General features: G+C 74.6%; 16 protein-coding genes. 10 read left to right on the top strand and 6 right to left on the bottom strand.

Annotated elements, in window-relative coordinates:
* From PSR1_RS12920 to PSR1_RS12900, 5 genes are all read left to right on the top strand, one after another.
* On the top strand, positions 1 to 1,228 hold a 1,228-nt coding region (locus tag PSR1_RS12920; protein WP_059437951.1), incomplete at its 5' end, for a glycosyltransferase family 4 protein.
* Positions 1,225 to 2,064, top strand: a complete 840-nt coding sequence (locus PSR1_RS12915) for a hypothetical protein (RefSeq protein ID WP_059437950.1) — start codon at positions 1,225 to 1,227, stop codon at positions 2,062 to 2,064. The genes PSR1_RS12920 and PSR1_RS12915, both read left to right, overlap by 4 nt.
* A 39-nt stretch (positions 2,065 to 2,103) precedes the next feature.
* On the top strand, positions 2,104 to 2,775 hold the full coding sequence (locus PSR1_RS12910; protein WP_237757943.1) for an acyltransferase: 672 nt from the start codon (positions 2,104 to 2,106) through the stop codon (positions 2,773 to 2,775).
* Between the two features lie 60 nt (positions 2,776 to 2,835).
* On the top strand, positions 2,836 to 3,738 hold the full coding sequence (locus PSR1_RS12905; protein ID WP_059437949.1) for a class I SAM-dependent methyltransferase: 903 nt from the start codon (positions 2,836 to 2,838) through the stop codon (positions 3,736 to 3,738).
* A gap of 224 nt (positions 3,739 to 3,962) precedes the next feature.
* A complete protein-coding gene (locus PSR1_RS12900) occupies positions 3,963 to 6,023 on the top strand; it encodes a PKD domain-containing protein (RefSeq protein WP_059437948.1) in 2,061 nt (686 codons plus the stop codon).
* 39 nt (positions 6,024 to 6,062) lie between these two features.
* Here PSR1_RS12900 and PSR1_RS12895 read toward each other — a convergent pair whose 3' ends face one another.
* Both PSR1_RS12895 and PSR1_RS12890 read right to left on the bottom strand, forming a co-directional pair.
* On the bottom strand, positions 6,063 to 7,280 hold the full coding sequence (locus tag PSR1_RS12895; protein ID WP_237757942.1) for a glycosyltransferase family 4 protein: 1,218 nt from the start codon (positions 7,278 to 7,280) through the stop codon (positions 6,063 to 6,065).
* 215 nt (positions 7,281 to 7,495) lie between these two features.
* Positions 7,496 to 9,064 carry a class I adenylate-forming enzyme family protein gene (locus PSR1_RS12890; protein ID WP_059437947.1) on the bottom strand — a complete coding sequence of 523 codons (1,569 nt, stop codon included), beginning with the start codon at positions 9,062 to 9,064 and terminating at the stop codon, positions 7,496 to 7,498.
* Positions 9,065 to 9,290: 226 nt separating this feature from the next.
* Here PSR1_RS12890 and nadE point away from each other — a divergent pair, with 226 nt between their 5' ends.
* From nadE to PSR1_RS12875, 3 genes are read left to right on the top strand one after another with little or no spacing between them, the layout of a single operon-like run.
* Positions 9,291 to 10,262: an NAD(+) synthase gene (nadE, locus tag PSR1_RS12885; RefSeq protein ID WP_059437946.1), complete on the top strand. Its 972-nt coding sequence runs from the start codon at positions 9,291 to 9,293 to the stop codon at positions 10,260 to 10,262.
* Between the two features lies 1 nt (position 10,263).
* Positions 10,264 to 12,300 (top strand): asparagine synthase (glutamine-hydrolyzing), encoded by a 2,037-nt coding sequence (asnB, locus tag PSR1_RS12880; protein ID WP_059437945.1) that lies wholly within the window; start codon positions 10,264 to 10,266, stop codon positions 12,298 to 12,300.
* Complete coding sequence (locus PSR1_RS12875) at positions 12,297 to 12,560, top strand: acyl carrier protein (RefSeq protein WP_059437944.1); 264 nt, start codon at positions 12,297 to 12,299, stop codon at positions 12,558 to 12,560. The genes asnB and PSR1_RS12875 overlap by 4 nt, the downstream gene beginning before the upstream one ends.
* An 18-nt stretch (positions 12,561 to 12,578) precedes the next feature.
* Here PSR1_RS12875 and PSR1_RS12870 read toward each other — a convergent pair whose 3' ends face one another.
* Positions 12,579 to 13,076: a hypothetical protein gene (locus PSR1_RS12870; RefSeq protein WP_059437943.1), complete on the bottom strand. Its 498-nt coding sequence runs from the start codon at positions 13,074 to 13,076 to the stop codon at positions 12,579 to 12,581.
* 105 nt (positions 13,077 to 13,181) lie between these two features.
* Here PSR1_RS12870 and PSR1_RS12865 point away from each other — a divergent pair, with 105 nt between their 5' ends.
* Positions 13,182 to 14,057, top strand: a complete 876-nt coding sequence (locus tag PSR1_RS12865; protein ID WP_237757941.1) for a WecB/TagA/CpsF family glycosyltransferase — start codon at positions 13,182 to 13,184, stop codon at positions 14,055 to 14,057.
* A gap of 24 nt (positions 14,058 to 14,081) precedes the next feature.
* Here PSR1_RS12865 and PSR1_RS12860 read toward each other — a convergent pair whose 3' ends face one another.
* Together PSR1_RS12860 and PSR1_RS12855 are read right to left on the bottom strand one after the other, a co-directional pair.
* Positions 14,082 to 15,293 carry a TonB-dependent receptor gene (locus tag PSR1_RS12860; protein WP_059437942.1) on the bottom strand — a complete coding sequence of 404 codons (1,212 nt, stop codon included), beginning with the start codon at positions 15,291 to 15,293 and terminating at the stop codon, positions 14,082 to 14,084.
* Between the two features lie 2 nt (positions 15,294 to 15,295).
* The gene (locus tag PSR1_RS12855; RefSeq protein ID WP_059437941.1) at positions 15,296 to 15,925 is read right to left on the bottom strand and encodes a polysaccharide biosynthesis/export family protein; all 630 of its coding nucleotides are present in this window, start codon (positions 15,923 to 15,925) and stop codon (positions 15,296 to 15,298) included.
* A 589-nt stretch (positions 15,926 to 16,514) separates the two neighbouring features.
* On the opposite strand from PSR1_RS12855, the gene PSR1_RS12850 reads away from it, so the two are divergent.
* Positions 16,515 to 17,891, top strand: coding sequence for a sugar transferase (locus PSR1_RS12850; RefSeq protein ID WP_370539097.1), 1,377 nt, complete (start codon positions 16,515 to 16,517; stop codon positions 17,889 to 17,891).
* A gap of 72 nt (positions 17,892 to 17,963) precedes the next feature.
* Here PSR1_RS12850 and PSR1_RS12845 read toward each other — a convergent pair.
* The coding region (locus PSR1_RS12845; protein WP_237757940.1) for a glycosyltransferase at positions 17,964 to 18,972 on the bottom strand (1,009 nt) is incomplete at its 5' end.

Below are 18,972 nucleotides of genomic sequence, written 5' to 3'. Positions count from 1 at the left end.
CGGCGTCGTCGTCAGCCAGTACCCGGCCCCCTCGCACACCTTCATCCGGCGCGAGGTGGCGGCGCTGCGTGGCCTGGGCGTCGACGTCGAGACGTTCTCGATCCGGCCCGGCCAGCCGCTCTCCGAGGCGGATCGCGCCGAGCAGGCCCGGACGTTCACGGTGCTGGACGGCTCGCCGCTCGCCCTGGCCTGGCCCGTCCTCGCCGGCGCCCGGCGGCCGCTGCGCTGGGCGCGCGCGCTGCGCGTCTCGCTGCGCCACGCGCTCCCCGGCGCCGGCCAGCGGCTGCGCGCCCTCGCCTACTTCGCGGAGGGGCTCCGCCTGGGGGCGGAGATGGAGCGCCGCGGCGTGACCCATGTGCACAGCCACTTCGCGAACCCCGCGGCGGTGGCGGCGCTGGCGGCGAGCCGGTGGCTGGGCGCGGGCTGGAGCGTGACGGTCCACGGGCTGAGCGACTTCGCCGGCGCGATGACCCCGCGGCTGGCCGCGAAGATCGAGGACGCCGAGTTCGTGGCCAGCGCGACGGAGTGGGGGCGGGCCCGGCTCGAGAAGCTCGCCGGAGGGGACGACGCCCGGAAGCTGCACGTGGTTCGCTGCGGGGTGGACGTCGCGGCGCTGCCCGCGCCGGCGCGCACCGCGCCCGGGCCCGGCGCGCCGCTCGTCGTGCTCTCGGTGGGGCGGCTCTCGCCGGAGAAGGGGCACGTCGGGCTGGTGGAGGCGTTCGCGGCCCTCGTCCGTCGCGGCCACGACTGCCGCCTGGTGCTGATCGGCGGCGGCCCGGAGGAGCGCGCCATCCGCGCGGCGGTGGCGGCGGCCGGCCTGGAGGACCGGGTCGAGCTGCGCGGGGCGCAGCCCGAGGCCGCCGTGCTCGAGGAGATGGCGCGGGCGCACGTGTTCGCGATGTCGAGCCTGATGGAGGGGCTGCCGGTCGTGCTGATGGAGGCGCTCGCGCTGGAGCTGCCGGTGGTGGCGCCGGCCATCTCGGGGATCCCGGAGCTGGTGGTCCACGGCGAGACCGGGCTGCTGTACGCTGCGGGGCGCTGGGGGGAGCTGGCCGAAGCCCTCGAGCGGCTCGCGACCGACGCCGCCCTGCGGGGCCGGACGGGGCGGGCGGGGCGTGCGCGCGTGCTGCGCGAGTTCGACGCGGTCACGGCGGCCCGGCCGCTGGCGGGGCTCCTCGGGGCGGGCGCCGGCCGGGGCCACACGGAGAACGCAGGAGAGGGGACATGATCGCCACGACACCGCCGCTCGCCGTCCACGCGCTGCTCGGGCTCGCTGCCCTGCTCGCCGCCACCGTCGCCGCGCGCGCCCGCGCCGAGCCGGGCGACCGGCGCGACCTGCAGGCGCTCGCGGAGCGCCGGGTCTTCTTCGGGCACCAGTCCGTCGGCGAGAACGTGATCGAGGGGCTCCAGGCCCTCGCGGCGCAGGAGGGCGTGCCGCTCCGGGTCGTGGAGGCCCGCGCGCCGGGCGTGGCCGCCGGCACCTTCGCGCACGAGGTCGTGGCGGAGAACGGCGACCCCTTGCGCAAGCTGCGGAGCTTCGCCACCGCGCTCGCCCCCGGCGGCGAGGGCGCGGGCGCCGAGGTGGCGCTGCTCAAGTTCTGTTACGTGGACATCCGCGCCGACACGGACGTGGCGGCCCTGTTCGCCGCGTACCGGAAGACCATCGGGGAGCTCCAGGCGGCGAACCCGGCCACGACGTTCGTGCACGTGACCGCGCCGCTCCAGACCGTCGAGGACGGCGTGCGCGGGTGGGCGAAGGAGCTCCTCGGCAAGCCGCGGTGGGGGACGCAGCACAACGCCCGGCGCGAGGAGTTCAACGCGCTGATGCGGCGCGAGTACGGCGGCAACGCGCCGCTGTTCGACCTCGCGCGGGTGGAGTCCACGCGCCCGGACGGCAGCGTCGAGACCTCCGCCTGGCAGGGAGGCGCCGTCCCGGCGCTCGTGCCGGCGTACACGGACGACGGCGGGCACCTGAACGCCGAGGGGCGGGCGCGCGCCGCCCGGGCCCTGGCGGCGGTGATCGCGTCGGTGCCGCGCCAGCCCGCGCCGCCGGCGGCGCGCTGAGGCGGTCGCGGAGGCGGCTCGCGCCTGGGGGGGGGACACATGGGTGCACGGGGTCTGGTGCTCGGAATCGTCGGGGGTGTCGCCACGATCCTCGCGCTGCTCCTGCGCGCCGCGGAGCCCGCGCTGGCGCCGCTCCTGCGGCTCTGGCGCCTCGCGCGCCTCCGGGCGCGCGTGGACGGGACGGTGCCGGTCACCACGCAGTTCGACGGAGCGGTGGAGACGAGCGGGCGGCTGCGCCTGGAGCTCGGCGCGCACTGCCGGCTCGGCCGGCGGGTGTTCCTCGAGACCTGCGAGGGCGGGAGGATCCGGGTCGGGGACCACGTGCGCATCAACGCCGGGAGCTTCGTGGTGGCCTACTCCGAGGTCCTCATCGAGCGCGACGTGCTCATCGCGGAGTACGTCAGCATCCGGGACGCCGACCACGGGCTCTCCGCCGCCGGGCTGGTGCGCCAGCAGCCGCACACCGCGAAGCCGGTCCGCATCGGCGCGGGCGCGTGGATCGGTCGGGGGGCGGTGGTGCTGAAGGGCGTGACCATCGGCGCCGGGGCGGTGGTGGCCGCGAACAGCGTGGTCACCCGCGACGTCCGCCCCATGGCCATCGTGGCGGGCGTGCCCGCGAAGGAGATCCGCCTCCGCGACGGCGCGCCCGCGAGCCCCGGCCCGCGGGCCGGCGCGAACGAGGGGGAAACCGCCGGGGCGACCCAGCGTTGACCTTGCGGCCCGCGCGGGGCGCGGACAGGCTCCTCCGCTGTCGAGCAGGAGGGGGGAGCCATGCCAACCGCCGAGTTCCGGTCGCGCGATGCCTGCATCGCGTGCGGGGGCGGCAGCCTCGTCCGCGTCGCGGGCGGGCGCTTCGGTGCCGAGCCGCTTCGGTCGTTCATCTCGGCGGATCCGTGGGGCACCTCGCCGCTGCCGTACGTCGAGCAGGCACCCTGGGAGCTGCTCCGGTGCGGCACGTGCCGGCAGCGCTTCCATCGGTATGTCCTGGCGGCGGAGTGGGACGCGCGCCGCTTCGACGAGTGGATGGGGCCGGCGGTGCACCAGTTCGAGCAGCGCCGCGGCGTGGATCACGAGGCGGCGCTCCGCGCCGGCCGAGCGAACGCGGCGCACGTCCTCCGGATCGAGCTCCTGACCCGGCCCGTGCGCCACGGTGCCCCGGTGCGCTTCCTGGACTTCGGCTGCGGGTGGGGCCGGCTGCCGGCGATGGCGGCGCTGTTCGGGTTCGAGGCGTGGGGCGTGGACCGCGATGCGTGGCGGCGGCGGGACGCGGCCCCGGGGTTCCGTCTCTGCGCCGGGCTGGAGGAGGTCGAGGGCCGGTTCCACGCGGCCTCGCTCATGGAGGTGCTCGAGCACCTCGTGGATCCCATGGCGGTGCTGCGCGCCGTGCACGACCGCCTGGTGCCCGGGGGCATCCTGGTGGTCGAGACCCCGGACTGCACGCGGGTCCGGGGCATCGCCACGGCGGCCGAGTACCGGGCCATCCACCCCCTCGACCACGTCAACGCGTTCGATCCCCCGTCGCTCCGCCGGTTCGTGGAGCGGGCCGGGTTCCGGGTGGTGACGGCGCCCACCGCCTACCTCGCCGCCGAGCCGCTCCGGCTCGCCAGGGCCGCCGCGCGCTCGCTGCTCGCGCGCCTCCGGCCGACCACCCAGCTCTATTGCCAGCGCGTCTGACCGGGCCCCGGCGCGGGATCACGTCACGCTCGCGGTGTACCCCGGGGGTTTGCCCTGGGTTCGGCCGGCGTGAGGCGCCGGCCGCGGCGCCCGCCGTGTGCGACACGGCCGTTCACGGGCTCACAAGACTCTCGCGCTAGCCAGCTCCGGTAATGGTCAGCGTCCGCGTGTCATGTTTATAAGGGACAGCCTCGAGGGGAACACCAAACAGGAGTGACCGAGTGATGCTCAAGACGCCCGCATCGAAGCAGACGGCAGCCGGCTGGATGGTGATCCTCGCCATGCTTGCCATGGGCTGCGGCGGTGGCGGTTCCGCCATCGAGAGCACGGCGGGGCAGGGCCCCGCCGTTTCCGTCTCGCCGAAGGCGGCCACCGTCTACCCGGAGCAGTCCCTGACGTTCCAGGCGACCGTCACGGGTTATGCCGACACCTCCGTCACCTGGTCGGTGGTGGAGGGCGCCTCGGGCGGCACCATCAGCTCGACCGGGGTCTACACCGCGCCGTCCACCACCGGGACGTACCGGGTCACGGCGGTGAGCGTCGCCGACCCGTCGATGAGCGGGAGCGCGACCGTGACCGTGTCCACGGCGCCTCCTCCGCCGCCGGACGGCTCGACCATGACCACGGCGCACCGCACCTCCGGCGTGGCGCCCCTCGCCGTCTTCTTCGACGCGGTGGACACGACGCCGTCGGGCACCGCCTCCCCGTTCACCTGGAGCAGCGGGGTGTACCAGCCCGCCGATCGCGAGGGGGCGCAGTACGCCTGGAACTTCGGCGATCCGGGCTCCGGCGCCTGGAGCACCAGCGGAAAGTCGAAGAACACCGCGACCGGCTACACCGCGGCGCACGTCTTCGAGAACCCGGGCACGTACACCGTGACCCTGAACATCGTGGACACGAGCGGGACCTCGCGCTCGTACACGCAGACCATCACCGTCTCGGCCTTCAGCGGGACCACCTACTACGTGTCGGCGGCCGGGAACGACTCCAGCGCCGGCACCTCCGAGGCGGCACCGCTGCGCACGGTGGACCGCGCCATGTCGGTCGCGCTCGCGACCTCCGGGCCGGTGCGGATCCTGTTCCGCCGCGGCGACACCTTCTCGATCTCCTCCGCGTACGGCATCACCAAGCCCGGCCCGGGCATCATCGGCGCCTACGGCTCCGGCAACCGCCCGGTGTTCAACGTGGCCGAGATGGGCGACACGAACGCGTTCAGCCCGCGCGGCTCCGGCAGCGACTGGCGGATCATGGACCTCGACATGCGCGGGCCGAGCACCTCCACCGCGACCGGGCCCATCGGCCCCGACGTCTCGCACCAGGGCGTCAACATGCTGGTGCTCCGCCTCCGCGCCACGAACTGGAACGTGGGCATCGGCTGGGGCGACTGGACGCCGATCTACGCGACGCCGCACGACGGCATGTTCGTGGTCGACAGCGAGGCCCCGAACGCGGGCGCGTACGGCATGTACGTGGGCGGCCGCCGCATCGCGCTGCTCGGGAACCTCGTGACCGACCCGGGGCAGACCCACGTCTGCCGCGTGTGGCAGGCGCACAAGGGCGTCATCTCCAACAACTCGTTCCTCCGGCCGGGCGGGCAGCGCCACGCCCTGAAGCTCCACGGGCCGGAGCTCAACGACGGACGGCCGGAGACGCGCTGGGTGTCGATCACCGACAACCACTTCCAGGCCAGCTCCACCTCGCAGTGGACCGTCTCGATGGGCTCGCAGAGCAACGCCGCGGGTGAGAACGATCCCGTCTCGCACCTCGTCTTCGAGCGCAACCGCTTCACCGGCTCGCCGTCGCTCGTCGCGGACATCGAGAGCGAGGCGAGCTACGCCATGATCCGGAACAACGTGTTCGACGACACCCTGTCGCCGGACGCGGTGTCCATCATCTGGGAGCAGCGCAACACCGGCGTCCCGGCCCCGAACGACGTGCGCATCTACAACAACACCACGTACGTGGGCGCGTCCGCCGCGGGCGGGCTCCTCCAGACCAACTCGACCGCCACCAACCTGCGCGTCCGCAACAACCTGTACGGCGCCTCGTCGGTCGCGAACGTCGCGCTCCTCATGGGCGCGGGCGGCGCCGGGTGGGCGGCGGACCACAACCTGGCCACCGCGTCGCCCGGGTTCGCCAACCCCGGCGGCGGCGACTTCTCGCTCTCGTCCGGGTCGCCCGCCGTGGACGCCGGGGTGACGCTCCCCGACGTGGCCGCGGACATCCTGCAGGCGGCGCGGCCCCGGGGCGCCGGGCAGGATCTCGGCGCGTACGAGTCGCACTGACGCCGCGCGCGCGGGCGGCCCGGGCACCCGGGCCGCCCGTCACGCGTGCGCGTGCAGCCCCGCCGCCACCGGCTCCCGGCGCCCGCGCGCCGGCGCGGCCGCCGCCTCGAAGCTTCGCCGCCAGCGGCTCACCAGATCGCCGAACGTGGTGGTGCACTCCACCCGTGCGAACGCCTCGGCCGTGGACGCGGAGAGCCGCGAGTACTCCGCCGGATGCCCGAGGACCGCCTCCACCGCCGCGGCGAGCGACGCCGGCGCGCGGGCCCGGAAGAAGCGCAGGCCCGTCCCGTCCACCAGCGCCTCGGCCATGACCGGGTGATCCGAGGCGACGACCGGGGTCCGGCTGGCGAGCGCCTCGGTGAGCGTCATGGGCATGCCCTCCGTGAACTCGTGCCGCGAGGGCACGCACACGGCGGAGCAGGCGCGCATCATGCGGAACACCTCGTCGTTGCCGACCCGGCCGGTGAACGTGACGGCCCCGTCCGGCAGGGCCGCCGCCCGGCGCCGGAGCGCCTCGAGGTCGCGGCCGGTCCCGACGGCGGTGAGCCGGACGGGCCGGCCCCGTCGACGGAGCAGGCCCACCGCGTCGATCAGGTCGCCGACGCCCTTGGCCTCGGACATCGCCCCGACGTAGAGCAGGCTCCAGGCGGCCTCCGGCGCGAGGGCCTTCGTCGGCCAGTCGCGGGGGTGGCGCGCTCCCGGCCAGTCCCAGGCGGCCGCCTTCCGCACGTCGAGGCCGCAGCGGACCATGCTGGCGGTGGCCGGGTGCTTGTGGTTGCCCGCCAGGAACACGCAGGGATCGTTCAGGAGGCGCGCGACCCGGCGGCTCACGAACCGGTTCTTCGGGTCGGGGTCGTCGAAGGTGTTCGCGAAGATCGCGAGCGTCGAGATGCGGCGGGCCACGCAGTGGCGCAGCACGTGCCAGGCGAGGATCCCGCCGGTGCGGAGCAGCACGTGCGTGGGCTGGAAGCGCTCCAGCTCGCGCACCACGCGGCGGGCCCACAGGACCATCGCCACGGTCTCGGGGACCGGCGCCGGCAGGCGCCCGCGCGGCAGCCCCACCGCCTCCCCTCGGCCCACGCGCTCGCGGCCGGGCGCCGCGTTCAGGCTCACGACGAGGTACGGACGGTCCGCGAACAGCGCCTCCAGCGTCCGGAGCGTGTACGCCATGCCGAAGTAGGGCTCGGGCTCGCCGCGCGCGATGAGTCGCACCGCGCCCGCGTAGTCGCCGTGACCGACCATTGCCATCCGCCTCATGCCGCCTCCTCGTGGTGCCGCGTGAAGGGGCCCGGAGCGGCGCGCCGCGCGCCGGTACCGGTCGAGCTGCAGTGGAGCGCGTCCCCCGAGTGCTGCGCGGAGGATACGTTCAGGTACGGTCTGGCCGCAGTCATCCGACCGCATGACCGTTGACGGAGGGTCAACGAGGCGCGCAGGCCCCTTGGGATGCGGCGGCGGGTCGCGCGGGCCGGGCCTCAGCCCGCGCGCGCCGCCAGCTCGGCGCGCAGCAGCTTCCCCGACTCGTTCCGCGGCAGCGCGTCCACGAACGTGAAGCGCACCGGCACCTGGTACGCGGGCATGTGCTCGCGGCAGAAGCGGCGCAGGTCGTCCTCGGTGGGCGACGCGCCCGCGCGCCGCACCACGAACGCCACCGGCAGCTCGCCCATGAGCGCGTCCTTCACGCCGATGACGGCCGCTTCCGCGAGATCGGGGTGGCGCGCCACCGCGTGCTCGATCTCGATCGGGCTCACCCGGTGCCCGCCGATCTTCAGGATCTCCTTCGAGCGGCCGCGGTGGAAGAAGTAGCCGTCGGCGTCGCGCGAGGCGAGGTCGCCGGTCCACAGCCAGCCGTCGTGCAGGATCGCGGCGGTCTCCTCCGGCTCGTCGAGGTAGCCCAGCGTGACGTTCTCGCCGCGCGCCACCAGGTTGCCCGTCTCGTCGGTGCGCAGCTCGCGCCCGGCGTCGTCGACCACCCGGAGCTCGACGCCGGGGATGGCGATGCCCATCGAGCCGAGCTTCTCCTCGCCTCGCTCGGGCGGCAGGTACGCGAGCCGCGCGGTCGCCTCGGTCTGCCCGTACATCACGAAGAGCCGCGCTGGATGGAACGCCTTCCGCACCCAGGCGACCGTGTCCGGCGCCATGGCCCCGCCGGCCTGCGTCAGGTAGCGCAGGGCGGGGAAGCGCATGGAGGCGATCTCGACCTGGCGGCGGATGATCTCGAACGTGAGCGGGACGCCTGCGAACCCGGTGCAGCCCTCGCTCGCCATGGCCTCCAGGACGACGCGTGGGAAGGCGAAGCGGCCGTCCAGGTACACGGAGCCGCCCGCGAGCAGGTGCGTCTGCAGCACGCTGCGCCCGTAGCAGTAGTAGAGGGGCAGGATCAGCAGCGCGCGGTCGCTCTCGCCGAGCTCGAGGTAGGTCACGATGGAGCGCGAGTTGGCGTCCACGTTCCGGAACGTCTGCACCACCCCGCGCGGCTGGCCGGTGCTCCCGGACGTGTACAGGATGAGCGCCGGCTGGTCGGGCGAGAGCGCGGGCGAGGACAGGGGAGGAGGCGAGCCCTCGGCTGGATCGACTCGGCCGTCCTCCATCACCCAGGTCGCCGGCGTGCCGCCGAGCGCCTCGAGGAGCGGCGGCGGCGGGGCGCCCGGGTGTACGACCCAGAGGCGCTCGAGCGGGTGCGCCTGGCTCAGCGTGCCCCAGGCGCGCGCGTCCCGTCCCCAGACCAGCGCGTGGCGGGTCCGGGTCTGCGCGAGGATCCGGCCGAGGATCTCCGGCGACCACTCTCGGTTCACCTCCACCGTGGTGGCGCCCAGCGCGTTCACGGCGAGCCCGGCCGCGACCGTCGCGGGGACGTTGGGCAGCGCGAGCATGACGCGGTCGCCGGGGCGCACCCCGCGCGCCGCCAGGTGGCCCGCCAGCGCGCGCACGCGCCCGGCGAGCTCGCCGTAGGTCACGCGCACCGCGGACGTCGCCACCGCGGGCGCCTCGGGGCGCCGCTCGGCGTGCGTGAAGAGCCAGTCGTGGAGGAAAGGAGATCTCACGCAGCGCCCACCCCTGGTCGCCCGACCCGCACCGCGGCCCCATCGGTACCGCCACTCCGGCTCCGCTGCAATGCCGCGGCGCGTCCCGTGCTCATGGAAGCCCCGCCATCCCGCGCGAGGGTCGGACGGAACGCGCCTAGAATCTCGAGCTTCGGCGCCGGGGGGCACCCGTCAACGTGGGACTGTCGTGCGCGCCCGCCGGCGCGATACTCGGGTCCGGGGGAACATGTTCACCAGAGACGTCCTGAAGATCGATGCGCCGCTCGTCGCCGAGCGGATCGAGGCGAGCATCCGCGAGCAGGTGCTGGGCACCCTGCGGCGCCGTGGCGCGGTCGTCGGGATGTCCGGCGGCATCGACAGCTCCGTGGTCGCTTCGTCGTGCGTCCGTGCGCTCGGCCCGGACCGGGTGCTCGGCCTGCTCATGCCCGAGCGCGACTCGTCCGGCGACGCGCTGCGGCTGGGCCGAATGCTGGCCTCGCACCTCGGCATCCGGCACGTGGTGGAGGACATCGCCCCGGCGCTCGAAGGCCTGGGCTGCTATGCGCGCCAGCTCGAGGCGATCCGCATGGCGGTGCCCGAGTACGGCGAAGGGTGGCGCTGCAAGCTCACGCTCCCGTCGATCCTCGAGAGCGACCGGCTGAACATCACCAGCCTCACGGTGTCGGATCCGCAGGGGAACCAGCGAACCGTGCGCATGCCGCCTGCCGCCTACCTGCAGATGGTCGCGGCGACGAACTTCAAGCAACGCTCGCGCAAGATGATGGAGTACTACCACGCCGACCGGCTCAACTACGCGGTGGCGGGGACGCCCAACCGGCTGGAATACGACCAGGGCTTCTTCGTGAAGCAGGGCGACGGCGCGGCGGACTTCAAGCCCATCGCGCACCTGTACAAGACCCAGGTCTACGCGCTGGCGGAGCACCTCGGGGTCCCCGAGGAGATCCGCCGCCGGCCGCCGACCACCGACACGTTCTCGCTCGCGCAGACGCAGGAGGAGTTCTACTTCGCGCTGCCGTACCGCGAGATGGACCTGTGCCTCTGGGCGCACGAGCACGCCACGCCCGCGGCCGAGGTGGCGCCGGTGCTCGGGCTCGCGCCGGAGCAGGTCGAGCGCGTGTACCGCGACATCGAGGCGAAGCGCCGGGTGAGCAGGTACCTGCACCAGGCGCCCCTCCTCGTGGAAGTCCCGCGGGGCTGACATGTGCGGCATCGCCGGCATCGTCTCGCTGCGCGACGGGAGCCCGCCGCCGGGGCTCGACGAGCTCCAGGCGATGACCGGCGCGCTCCGGCACCGCGGCCCCGACGAGTTCGGGATCTACCGCGACGCCCGCGCCGGTCTCGGGCACGCGCGCCTCTCGATCATCGACCTCGCCACCGGGCAGCAGCCGCTCTCGAACGAGGACGGCACGCTCTGGATCGCGTTCAACGGCGAGATCTTCAACTACCTGGAGCTGCGCGAGGAGCTCGTCGCCCTCGGGCACCGCTTCCGCACTCGCAGCGACACCGAGGTGATCGTCCACGCGTTCGAGGCCTGGGGCGAGGCTGCGTTCGCGCGCTTCAACGGGCAGTTCGCGGTGGCGCTGTGGGACGCGGCGCGGGAGCGGCTGGTGCTGGCGCGCGACCGGCTCGGGGTCCGGCCGCTCTACCTCTGCGAGCACGCCGGCCGGCTGTGGTTCGCCTCCGAGGTGCGCGCGCTGTTCGCGGGCGCGCCGGACCTCCCGCGCGCGCTGGATCCGGTGGGGCTGGCGGAGACGTTCACGTTCTGGACGGTGGTGCCGCCGCAGTCGGTGTTCGCCGGGGTGACCGAGCTCGAGCCCGGCCACGTGCGCACCGTGACGCGGCAGGGGACCACCGATCGCGCCTTCTGGGAGCCGTCCTACCCGGCGGGCGAGGGCGGGTTCCGCGGGCCGCTCGACGAGGCGGTCGAGCGCGTGCGGGCCGCGCTGGAGCAGGCGGTCCGGCTCCGCATGCTGCGCGCAGACGTGCCCGTGGGCAGCTACCTCTCCGGCGGGCTGGACAGCTCGCTGGTGGCGGCGCTCGGCCGGCGGGTGAAGGGCGACCGCTTCTGCACCTACTCGATCCGCTTCGAGGACGCGGAGTACGACGAGACCGCGTTCCAGCGCGCGGTGGCGGTCCGGATCGAGAGCGACCACCGCGAGATCGTCGTCCGCCGGGCCGACATCGCCGAGGCGTTCCCCGACGTCGTCGCGCACGCCGAGCGCCCGCTGCTCCGGACCGCGCCCGCGCCGCTGTTCCTGCTCTCGCGCCTGGTGCGCGACTCGGGGATCAAGGTCGTCCTCACCGGCGAGGGCGCCGACGAGATGTTCGCCGGCTACGACCTGTTCCGCGAGGGCAAGGTGCGTCGGTTCTGGGGCCGCCAGCCCGCGTCGGCGCTCCGGCCGCGGCTGCTCGAGCGGCTCTACCCGTACCTCGCCCGCTCGCCGGTGGCCCAGCGCGCCATGGCCCGGGAGTTCTTCGGCAAGGGCCGCGAGCAGCCCGGGGTGCCCGGCTTCGCCCACCAGACGCGCTGGCAGTCTGCGGCGGCGCTTCAGCGCCTCTTCACGCCCGGGCTCCGCGCGGCGACGCGTTCGGTGGACGTCGTGGCGCGCCTGCTCGGCGATCTGCCGCCCGCGTTCGGCGCGTGGGCGCCGCTCTCGCAGGACCAGTACCTGGAGGTGCGCACGCTGCTCTCCGGGTACCTGCTCTCCTCGCAGGGCGACCGGATGCTGATGGCGCACTCGGTGGAGGGGCGCTTCCCGTTCCTCGACGCGGACGTGGTCGAGCTCGCGAACGCGCTGCCGCCCTCGTACAAGCTCCGCGTCCTCGACGAGAAGCACGCGCTGAAACGGGCCGCCGAGGGGCTGGTGCCGCCGCAGATCGTGCGCCGGCCCAAGCAGCCCTACCGCGCGCCCGACGCGCTCAGCTTCGTGGGGCCCGACGCGCCGGGATGGGCTGCGGAGCTGATGAGCCCGGACGGCGTTGCCCGCGTCGGCGTGTTCGAGCCGCGGGCGGTGGAGCGGCTCTGGCGGAAGTGCCAGGCGTCCGCGGGCGGGGAGCAGTTCTCGAACGCCGACAACATGGCGGTGGTGGGCGTGCTGTCCACGGGGCTGCTCCACGAACGCCTGGTGCGGCGCGCGCCGGAGCGGGGCGGGCGGCTCGAGCTCACGACGCTGGTGGATCGCCTGGGCGAGCGCCCGGGTCTGGCGAACGCAGTCCAGGAGAGGCACGCGACATGACGACCCAGCAGACCATCCGGAAGTTCATCCTCGAGAACTTCTACGTGAGCGATCCTTCCGAGGTCGCGGACGACACCCTGCTCGTGAGCACCGGTCTGGTGGACTCCACCGGCATGCTCGAGGTGATCGCCTTCCTCGAGGAGGAGTTCGACATCCGCATCGCCGATCACGAGACGACGCCGGAGAACCTGGAGTCCGTCGAGCGCATGGCGGCGTTCGTCGCCCGCAAGCAGCAGGGCGGGCTCGGCGCGACCGGCTAGCGGGGCGGGGCTCGCATGTCACGGCCGCAGCAGGATGCTGCCCACGAAGCGCTCGCGCCCGACGAGCTCGATGGTCTTGCGCGCGGACTTCATCCGGGCCTGGCCCATCCGAACGCAGAGCACCGCCGCGTCCACCACGTGCGCCACGGCCACGCCGAGCGGATCGTCGAGCACCGGCGGGATCGCGACGATGATCTGCAGGTTCTGCGGGACGCCCTCGCCGCGCCCGGCGGCCGCGATCGCGTCCGCGATGCCGGACGCCGTGATGTAGTCGAGGTGAGGGAGGTTCAGCGCGGTCACCGCGCCGTCCCGGAGCTGCCGGCCCACCTCGGCGAGCGAGGCGGCCAGCTCGGCCGTGGAGCCGCCCTCCTCGGCGGGAACGAGGGCCAGCGAACGCCACCGGCTCTTGGCCAGCATGAACCAGAGCTGCTGGCACTCCTTGCTGGGGGGCGCCTCGGGCAGGAGCACCCGGTCACCCATCTTCTTCGCCAGCTCCGGCAGCACGGATTCCGCCATCACGCCCCCTGCGCCCGCCGGGCGCGAGAGCTCGAGCGTAGCACGGGGGGGAGCCGGGCGCCGCGCGGCGGCTGTCCCGAGGCCGCTTGACGCGAGGAGAGGGGGATGCCGATGCCGATCGCCGGGGGGAGCGTGGGCGCGTGCGCGCAGGACGGGGCGGGTGGCGGCATCCGCCGGGTCCGGGTCGGCCAGCTGTGGCTGGACGCGCTGACCGCGGCCGAGGCGCTCGACCGGATCGACGCGCTGGTGGCCCGGGGGGCTGGCGGATGCGTCTTCACGCCCAACGTCGATCACGTGGTCACGGCGGAGGACGATCCCGCCTTCCGGGCCGCGTACGCCATGGCCAGCCTGTCCCTCGCCGACGGGCAGGCGCTCGTATGGGCGACGCGGCTCCTCGGCACGCCCGTGCCGGAGAAGGTGTCGGGCTCGGATCTGGTCTGGCCTCTCATGCGGCGCGCTGCGGCGGCGCGGTGGGGCGTGTACCTGCTGGGCGGCGCGCCGGGGTCCGTCGAGGCGGCCGCATCCCGCCTCGAGCGCGAGCTGGGGGTGCGCATCGCCGGCGTGGACGCGCCGCGCATCGCCGTGGACGGCGACGCCGGCGAGGGGGCGGTGGTGGAACGGGTGCGCCGCTCCGGGGCCGAGGTGGTGGTGGTCGGGCTGGGCGCGCCGAAGCAGGAGCGCTTCATCCATCGGGCCGCGCCGGAGCTGGGGAGGACCGTCGCCTTCGGGCTCGGGGCGTCCATCGACTTCCTGGCCGGCCGCGTGCGGCGCGCGCCGCGGTGGGTCTCGCGCGCCGGGTTCGAGTGGGCCTTCCGGCTGGCGCTGGAGCCGCGGCGCCTCTCCCGCCGCTACCTGGTGAAGGATCCGCGCTTCCTGGGCGTGCTGGCGCGGACCGCGCGGCTGCCCGCCGCCGAGCGCCAGGCGCGGCGTCCGGCGGACGCCGCCGAGCCCAGCGCCCCGAGCACCGGCGTCGCGCCATGACCGCCGCCGCCCTGCGCGGCCGGATCAGGGACTGAGCGTGGGACCGGCGAGGTCCAGGGAGAGGAACGCGCCGGACTCGTCGAACGACGGGAGGGACGGGACTGCGGCGCGCTGCCAGCTCGCGTACACGCCGAGCCCGAGGTGCACCGCCGAGGTCGCTGCCCACTGCACCTGCGACTCCAGGCGGGCCCGCCGGGTGTCGCTGCCCGACTGGCGCGCGACGGCCCCCACTGCCGCGCCCGAGAGCGACCAGCGCGTGGTCACCGGCCAGGTCAGGTCGAGCGTTCCCTCGAGCTGAGGATCGGCGGCACCGGTGGCCCGGTCGATCGCGGGCGCGAGGCGGACGACGAGCCGGGTGGAGAGCGCCGTGGTCGGCGTGGCCCGGACCGGCTCCTCCCCCTCGGCGCCGGGCGCCGCCGGGGCGACCGGGGTGTGGGAGATGCCGACCTCGCCGCTCGGGAGCAGATCGCGGCTGGCGGTGTCTCCGCGCGGATCCTCGTAGGCGCCGGCCACGCCCCCGCCCGCCCAGGCGTCGACCGCGCGCGCCAGGCGTCGGCGCCAGATCGCGTCCGCGGTGGCGATGGCGGAGGTGGGGCCGCGATCCAGTCGCGCTCCGCGACCGGTGAGGCGGAGCCCCAGGCGGTCGAGGCGGGTGAGCGCCCACGTGAGGGTGGCCTCGGCGCGCGCACCGCGCTGGATGGGGAGCGTCGCCTCCGCGGCCGCGCCCTCGCCACCGTCCAGGAACGCGCCGGCCAGCACCCGCAGCTCCGTGCGCGGCCCGGCGCGCCCCTCCAGGCCGAGCTCGGCGCGCGCGGCCTGGTAGCGAAGCCGGCGGGTGGTGGTGATGGTCTGGAGCTCCGTCCCGATGGTGCGGCTCTCGGTGAGCAGGTCGGTGGTGCCGCGCTCGCCGCTCGCGACCGCCGAGAGGCGCCAGGCGGCGTCGGGGCGGAGCTCGGCGCGGGCCTCGCCGGTGTGGAGCAGCACCACGTCGGAGGAGCGGGTGAGGTCGGGCGCGCGGAACCGCGGGGCATAGGAGCCCCCGAGGCGCAGGCGCGGGGCGGCGAGCCACAGCAGCGCGGCGCGCGGGGTCGCGAACGCCTCGAGCGTCCGATCGTCGGCGCCGTCGCGGGGCGAGAGCTGGCGGCCGCGGCCCTCGAGCCGTAGCCCGGGCTCCAGCCGCAGCTCGCCGGCACCGGCCAGGAGCGACGCGAGCGCGAGGGCCGCCGCGGCCGTCACCGTCACTCCACCACGACGACGTCGCCCGGCTGGAGCCGGAATCCGGCGGAGCGCTTGTCGGCGCGGACGAGCGCGTCGTACTCGAAGCGGATGCGGGTCACCGGGTCGCCCGGCGCCGGCCCATGGCGCAGCACGAAGACGCGGTCACGGTGGGCGAACTCCGTGAAGCTGCCGGCCGCGGCGAGCGCGGAGAGCACACCCGCGCCGCGGTCCATCTCGTACACGCCGGGCCGCATCACCTCGCCGGTGACGGAGACGCGCAGCGGCTGCATCTCGACGACCGTCACCGTGACGACCGGGTTCACCACGTACGTCTTCAGCTGCGTCTGGATCCGCTGCGAGAGCTCGGTCGGAGTGCTCCCTGCCGCGGGGACGTCCTGGAGGAATGGCATCGACACGCGCCCGTCCTCTCGGACCCGGGTCCGCTCCACGGACATGTTGTCCTGGTTCCAGACGCGGATCCCGATGACGTCGCCGCGGGCGACCCGATATTCCGCGTCGCCCTGCGTGGGCGGGAGGTCCTCGGCGCGGACGTATCGGCCGGTCGGGCCGCAGGAGGCGACGAGGAGGGCGGCCAGCGCGAGGACGCTGCACGAGAGGAGGCGCCCGGAGGCGGCAAGCTGTTCGGACATGGTGGACACGATCCGCGGCGCGACCGCGGCTCCCCTGACGTCTCGGCCGCCCGGCGCCGGGCGGCTGCGAGGCAGGATGCTACGGCCGGTGCAGATCCCCGGCTATCCATTGTTCGGGTGACCGCCCCCCGGAGCGCCGCCGCGCGCCCGTCCGGCGGCGCGCGCCGGGTCGCACGCGTTCCGCCGACGCGTCGCGGGACACGGGGTCCGCGCCACCGCAGCGATCCCGGGGCGATACCCGTGACGCCCGCGCGCGCCCCACGTGCGACCGTCACGCGGCGGCAGCGCGCCGTTCTCGACCGCGTCAGCGGAACGCACCGCAAAGGTGCGCTCGCGGGTGATGCGGCGTCCCGCGTCGACTCGACGCGCACGGGGGCGAGTCGTGGCGCTGCGCGGAGGTTCGAGGGCGCGACCGTGGAGATCGTCCACGGACGTGCCATGCGCATGCGACGAACGGTGCGTGTCACACGGTCACTCGACCACGTTTTGGGCCGAGCAACCACAGGTGCCGCTGATGTAGAACGCGGACTGAAGGCGTTCCGGGGGGAGTTCGATGTTTCACCACAAGTCACGGTCGGGGGACGCAGCGGTGCGTCTCATCGATCTCGCTGCGCTCGCGCTCGCGCTGCCGCTTGCGTTCGAGGTCTACCGGGAGCTCTTTCGCCCCGACGCGCTCGAGGTGGTCTCGCTCGATCGCTACTGGCTCGCGCTCGTCGTCGTGATGCTGCTGTGGTCGGCCGGAGCCTGGATCTACCAGGTATACGAGGCGGGCCCGGGCTCGCTCTCCGACGATCTCCGGCGCGTCGCCCGCGCGCTCATGGCGGTCGCCCTCGTGATGTTCACGCTGGTGTTCCTGGCCAAGCAGCAGGAGTCGGTCTCGCGCCTCCTGGCGGTGCTCTACTTCGCGCTCGCGTTCCCGATCCTGGCCGTCGCGAGGGCCGTCCATCGCGCGGTGGCGCGTGCGGCGGGCACGCGGAACGGGCGCGTCCGTTACTATGCCGTGGTCGGCTCGGGCGACGTGGCCGAGGAGATCATCGAGACGATCCGCGCGCACCCGGAGTGGGGCATGCGGCTCGCGGGCTACGTGCTCGAGGAGGGCGCGGTCGCGGCCAGCCCGGACTGCGTGATCCTGGGCCGCCTGGGCAACCTGGCCCGCATCCTCGAGGACCACGTGCTCGACGACGTGGTGTTCGCGGTGCCGCGCGAGCGGCTGAGCGCGGTCGAGGACGCGGTCCGCACCTGCGAGGAGCAGGGCGTGGGCGCGCTCATCTCGCTCGACGTGCTCCGGTTCGGCTACTCGCGCATGGCGGTCGGCGACATGGACGGCCTGCCCATGCTGGCGCTGTCGCGCACGCCGTCCGACCAGCTCGCGCTGGCGGCGAAGCGCGCGTTCGACCTCGTGGTGAGCGCGTCGGTGCTGCTGCTGCTGTCCCCGCTGCTCCTGGGGGTCATGGTCGCCATCCGGCTGGACTCGCGCGGCCCCATCTTCTTCCGGCAGCGCCGCGTCGGCGTGCACGGGCGGGTCTTCAACATCCTCAAGTTCCGCAGCATGTACGTGGACGCGGAGGCGCGCCTCGAGGCGCTCCGCGCGCACAACGAGATGTCCGGCCCGGTCTTCAAGATGAAGAACGATCCGCGGGTGACGCGCATCGGCCGGTTCATCCGCCGGACCTCCCTCGACGAGTTCCCGCAGTTCTGGAACGTGCTGCGCGGCGAGATGAGCGTGGTGGGCCCGCGCCCGCCGCTCCCCTCGGAGGTGCGCCAGTACAAGCGCTGGCAGCGGCGCCGCCTCTCCGTGAAGCCGGGGATCACCTGCATCTGGCAGATCAGCGGCCGGAACGACATCGACTTCGACCGGTGGATGGAGCTCGACCTCCAGTACATCGACGAGTGGTCGCTCTGGAACGACGTGCGGATCTGCCTGAAGACCATCCCGGCCGTGCTCGGCGCCCGCGGCGCCCAGTAGCGCGGCCGGTCGTGGGGGGCCCGGAGGCGTCCGGCAGGGCCGGGCGCGCCCGGGCCCTCGTCGATCGGGGCCTCACGCGGTGCCGGCGATGAGCCGGGGCACGCGCCAGCCGGCGAGCTCCTCGTAGAGCGCGTCGTAGCCGAGCCGCATCTGCCCGAGCTCGAACTCGCGCTCCACCAGCGCCCGCCCGCGCGCGCCCATGCGCCGGGCGCGCTCCCGGTCGGCGAGCGCGTCGCAGAGGCGGCGCGCCAGCGCGCCGGGCGAGCCGGGCGGCACGAGCCAGCCGGTCGTCCCGTCGCGCACCAGCTCCGGCGAGCCGCCCACGGCGGTGGCCACCACCGGCAGCCGCATGGCCATCGCCTCGAGGATCGCGTTGGAGATCCCCTCGGCGTGGCTGGAGGACGCCGCGGCGGCGCAGCGCGCGAGCACGGCCGGCGCGTCGCGGCGGAAGCCCAGGAAGTGGACGCGCGCCGCGACGCCGAGCTGGCCGGCGAGCCGCTCCAGCAGCGGCCGCCGCACGCCGTCGCCCACCAGCGCGAGCCGGGCCGAGGGGTGCTCGCGGAGCACCTCCCGGAAGGCGACCAGCAGGTCGGTCTGGCCCTTCACCGGATGGTGCATGTTCGCGACGTTCGCGATCCAGGCGCCGTCGGGCAGGCCGGGATCGGGCAGCTCGCGCGCGGCGCGGTCGAGCTCGCGCAGGTCCACGCCGTTGCGCACCACGGCCACGCGGTCCGGCTCGACGCCCTCCCGGATCACGAGGTCGCGGATGCACATGGCGTTCACGAGCACCCGGTCGGCGCGCAGGCAGGCGAGGCGGGTGAGCGGGCGGCGGTACCCGGTGATGTGGTGCCCGAGGTCCACGCGCGTCACGATCACCGGCACGCCGGCCAGCCGCGCGGCGAGCGAGCCGAGCACGTTCGTGTAGATGTCCTGCGCGTGCACCAGCGCGATGCCCTGCTCGCGCACGAAGCGCGCGATGCGCGAGACCTGCCAGGCGGTGTTCGGGGCGGAGCATCCGCCGCCCCACGTCGAACAGCACCGGCCGGATGCCCGCCCGCGCCAGGTCGTCGAGGTGCTCGCC

It is taken from the genome of Anaeromyxobacter sp. PSR-1 (assembly GCF_000964525.1).
GTDB lineage: Bacteria > Myxococcota > Myxococcia > Myxococcales > Anaeromyxobacteraceae > Anaeromyxobacter.
Note: the sequence above shows the minus strand (reverse complement) of the source record. Positions and strands in the feature narration are given on the sequence as shown.

Bases quoted from the DNA above. Each gene is read 5' to 3' on its own strand.
- PSR1_RS12905 (WP_059437949.1), top strand. From the start codon at position 2,836: ATGCCAACCGCCGAGTTCCGGTCGCGCGATGCCTGCATCGCGTGCGGG.
- PSR1_RS12895 (WP_237757942.1), bottom strand. From the start codon at position 7,280: ATGAGGCGGATGGCAATGGTCGGTCACGGCGACTACGCGGGCGCGGTG.
- nadE (WP_059437946.1), top strand. From the start codon at position 9,291: ATGTTCACCAGAGACGTCCTGAAGATCGATGCGCCGCTCGTCGCCGAG.
- PSR1_RS12855 (WP_059437941.1), bottom strand. From the start codon at position 15,925: ATGTCCGAACAGCTTGCCGCCTCCGGGCGCCTCCTCTCGTGCAGCGTC.
- PSR1_RS12910 (WP_237757943.1), top strand. From the start codon at position 2,104: ATGGGTGCACGGGGTCTGGTGCTCGGAATCGTCGGGGGTGTCGCCACG.
- PSR1_RS12900 (WP_059437948.1), top strand. From the start codon at position 3,963: ATGCTCAAGACGCCCGCATCGAAGCAGACGGCAGCCGGCTGGATGGTG.
- PSR1_RS12865 (WP_237757941.1), top strand. From the start codon at position 13,182: ATGCCGATGCCGATCGCCGGGGGGAGCGTGGGCGCGTGCGCGCAGGAC.
- PSR1_RS12875 (WP_059437944.1), top strand. From the start codon at position 12,297: ATGACGACCCAGCAGACCATCCGGAAGTTCATCCTCGAGAACTTCTAC.
- PSR1_RS12915 (WP_059437950.1), top strand. From the start codon at position 1,225: ATGATCGCCACGACACCGCCGCTCGCCGTCCACGCGCTGCTCGGGCTC.
- asnB (WP_059437945.1), top strand. From the start codon at position 10,264: ATGTGCGGCATCGCCGGCATCGTCTCGCTGCGCGACGGGAGCCCGCCG.
- PSR1_RS12870 (WP_059437943.1), bottom strand. From the start codon at position 13,076: ATGGCGGAATCCGTGCTGCCGGAGCTGGCGAAGAAGATGGGTGACCGG.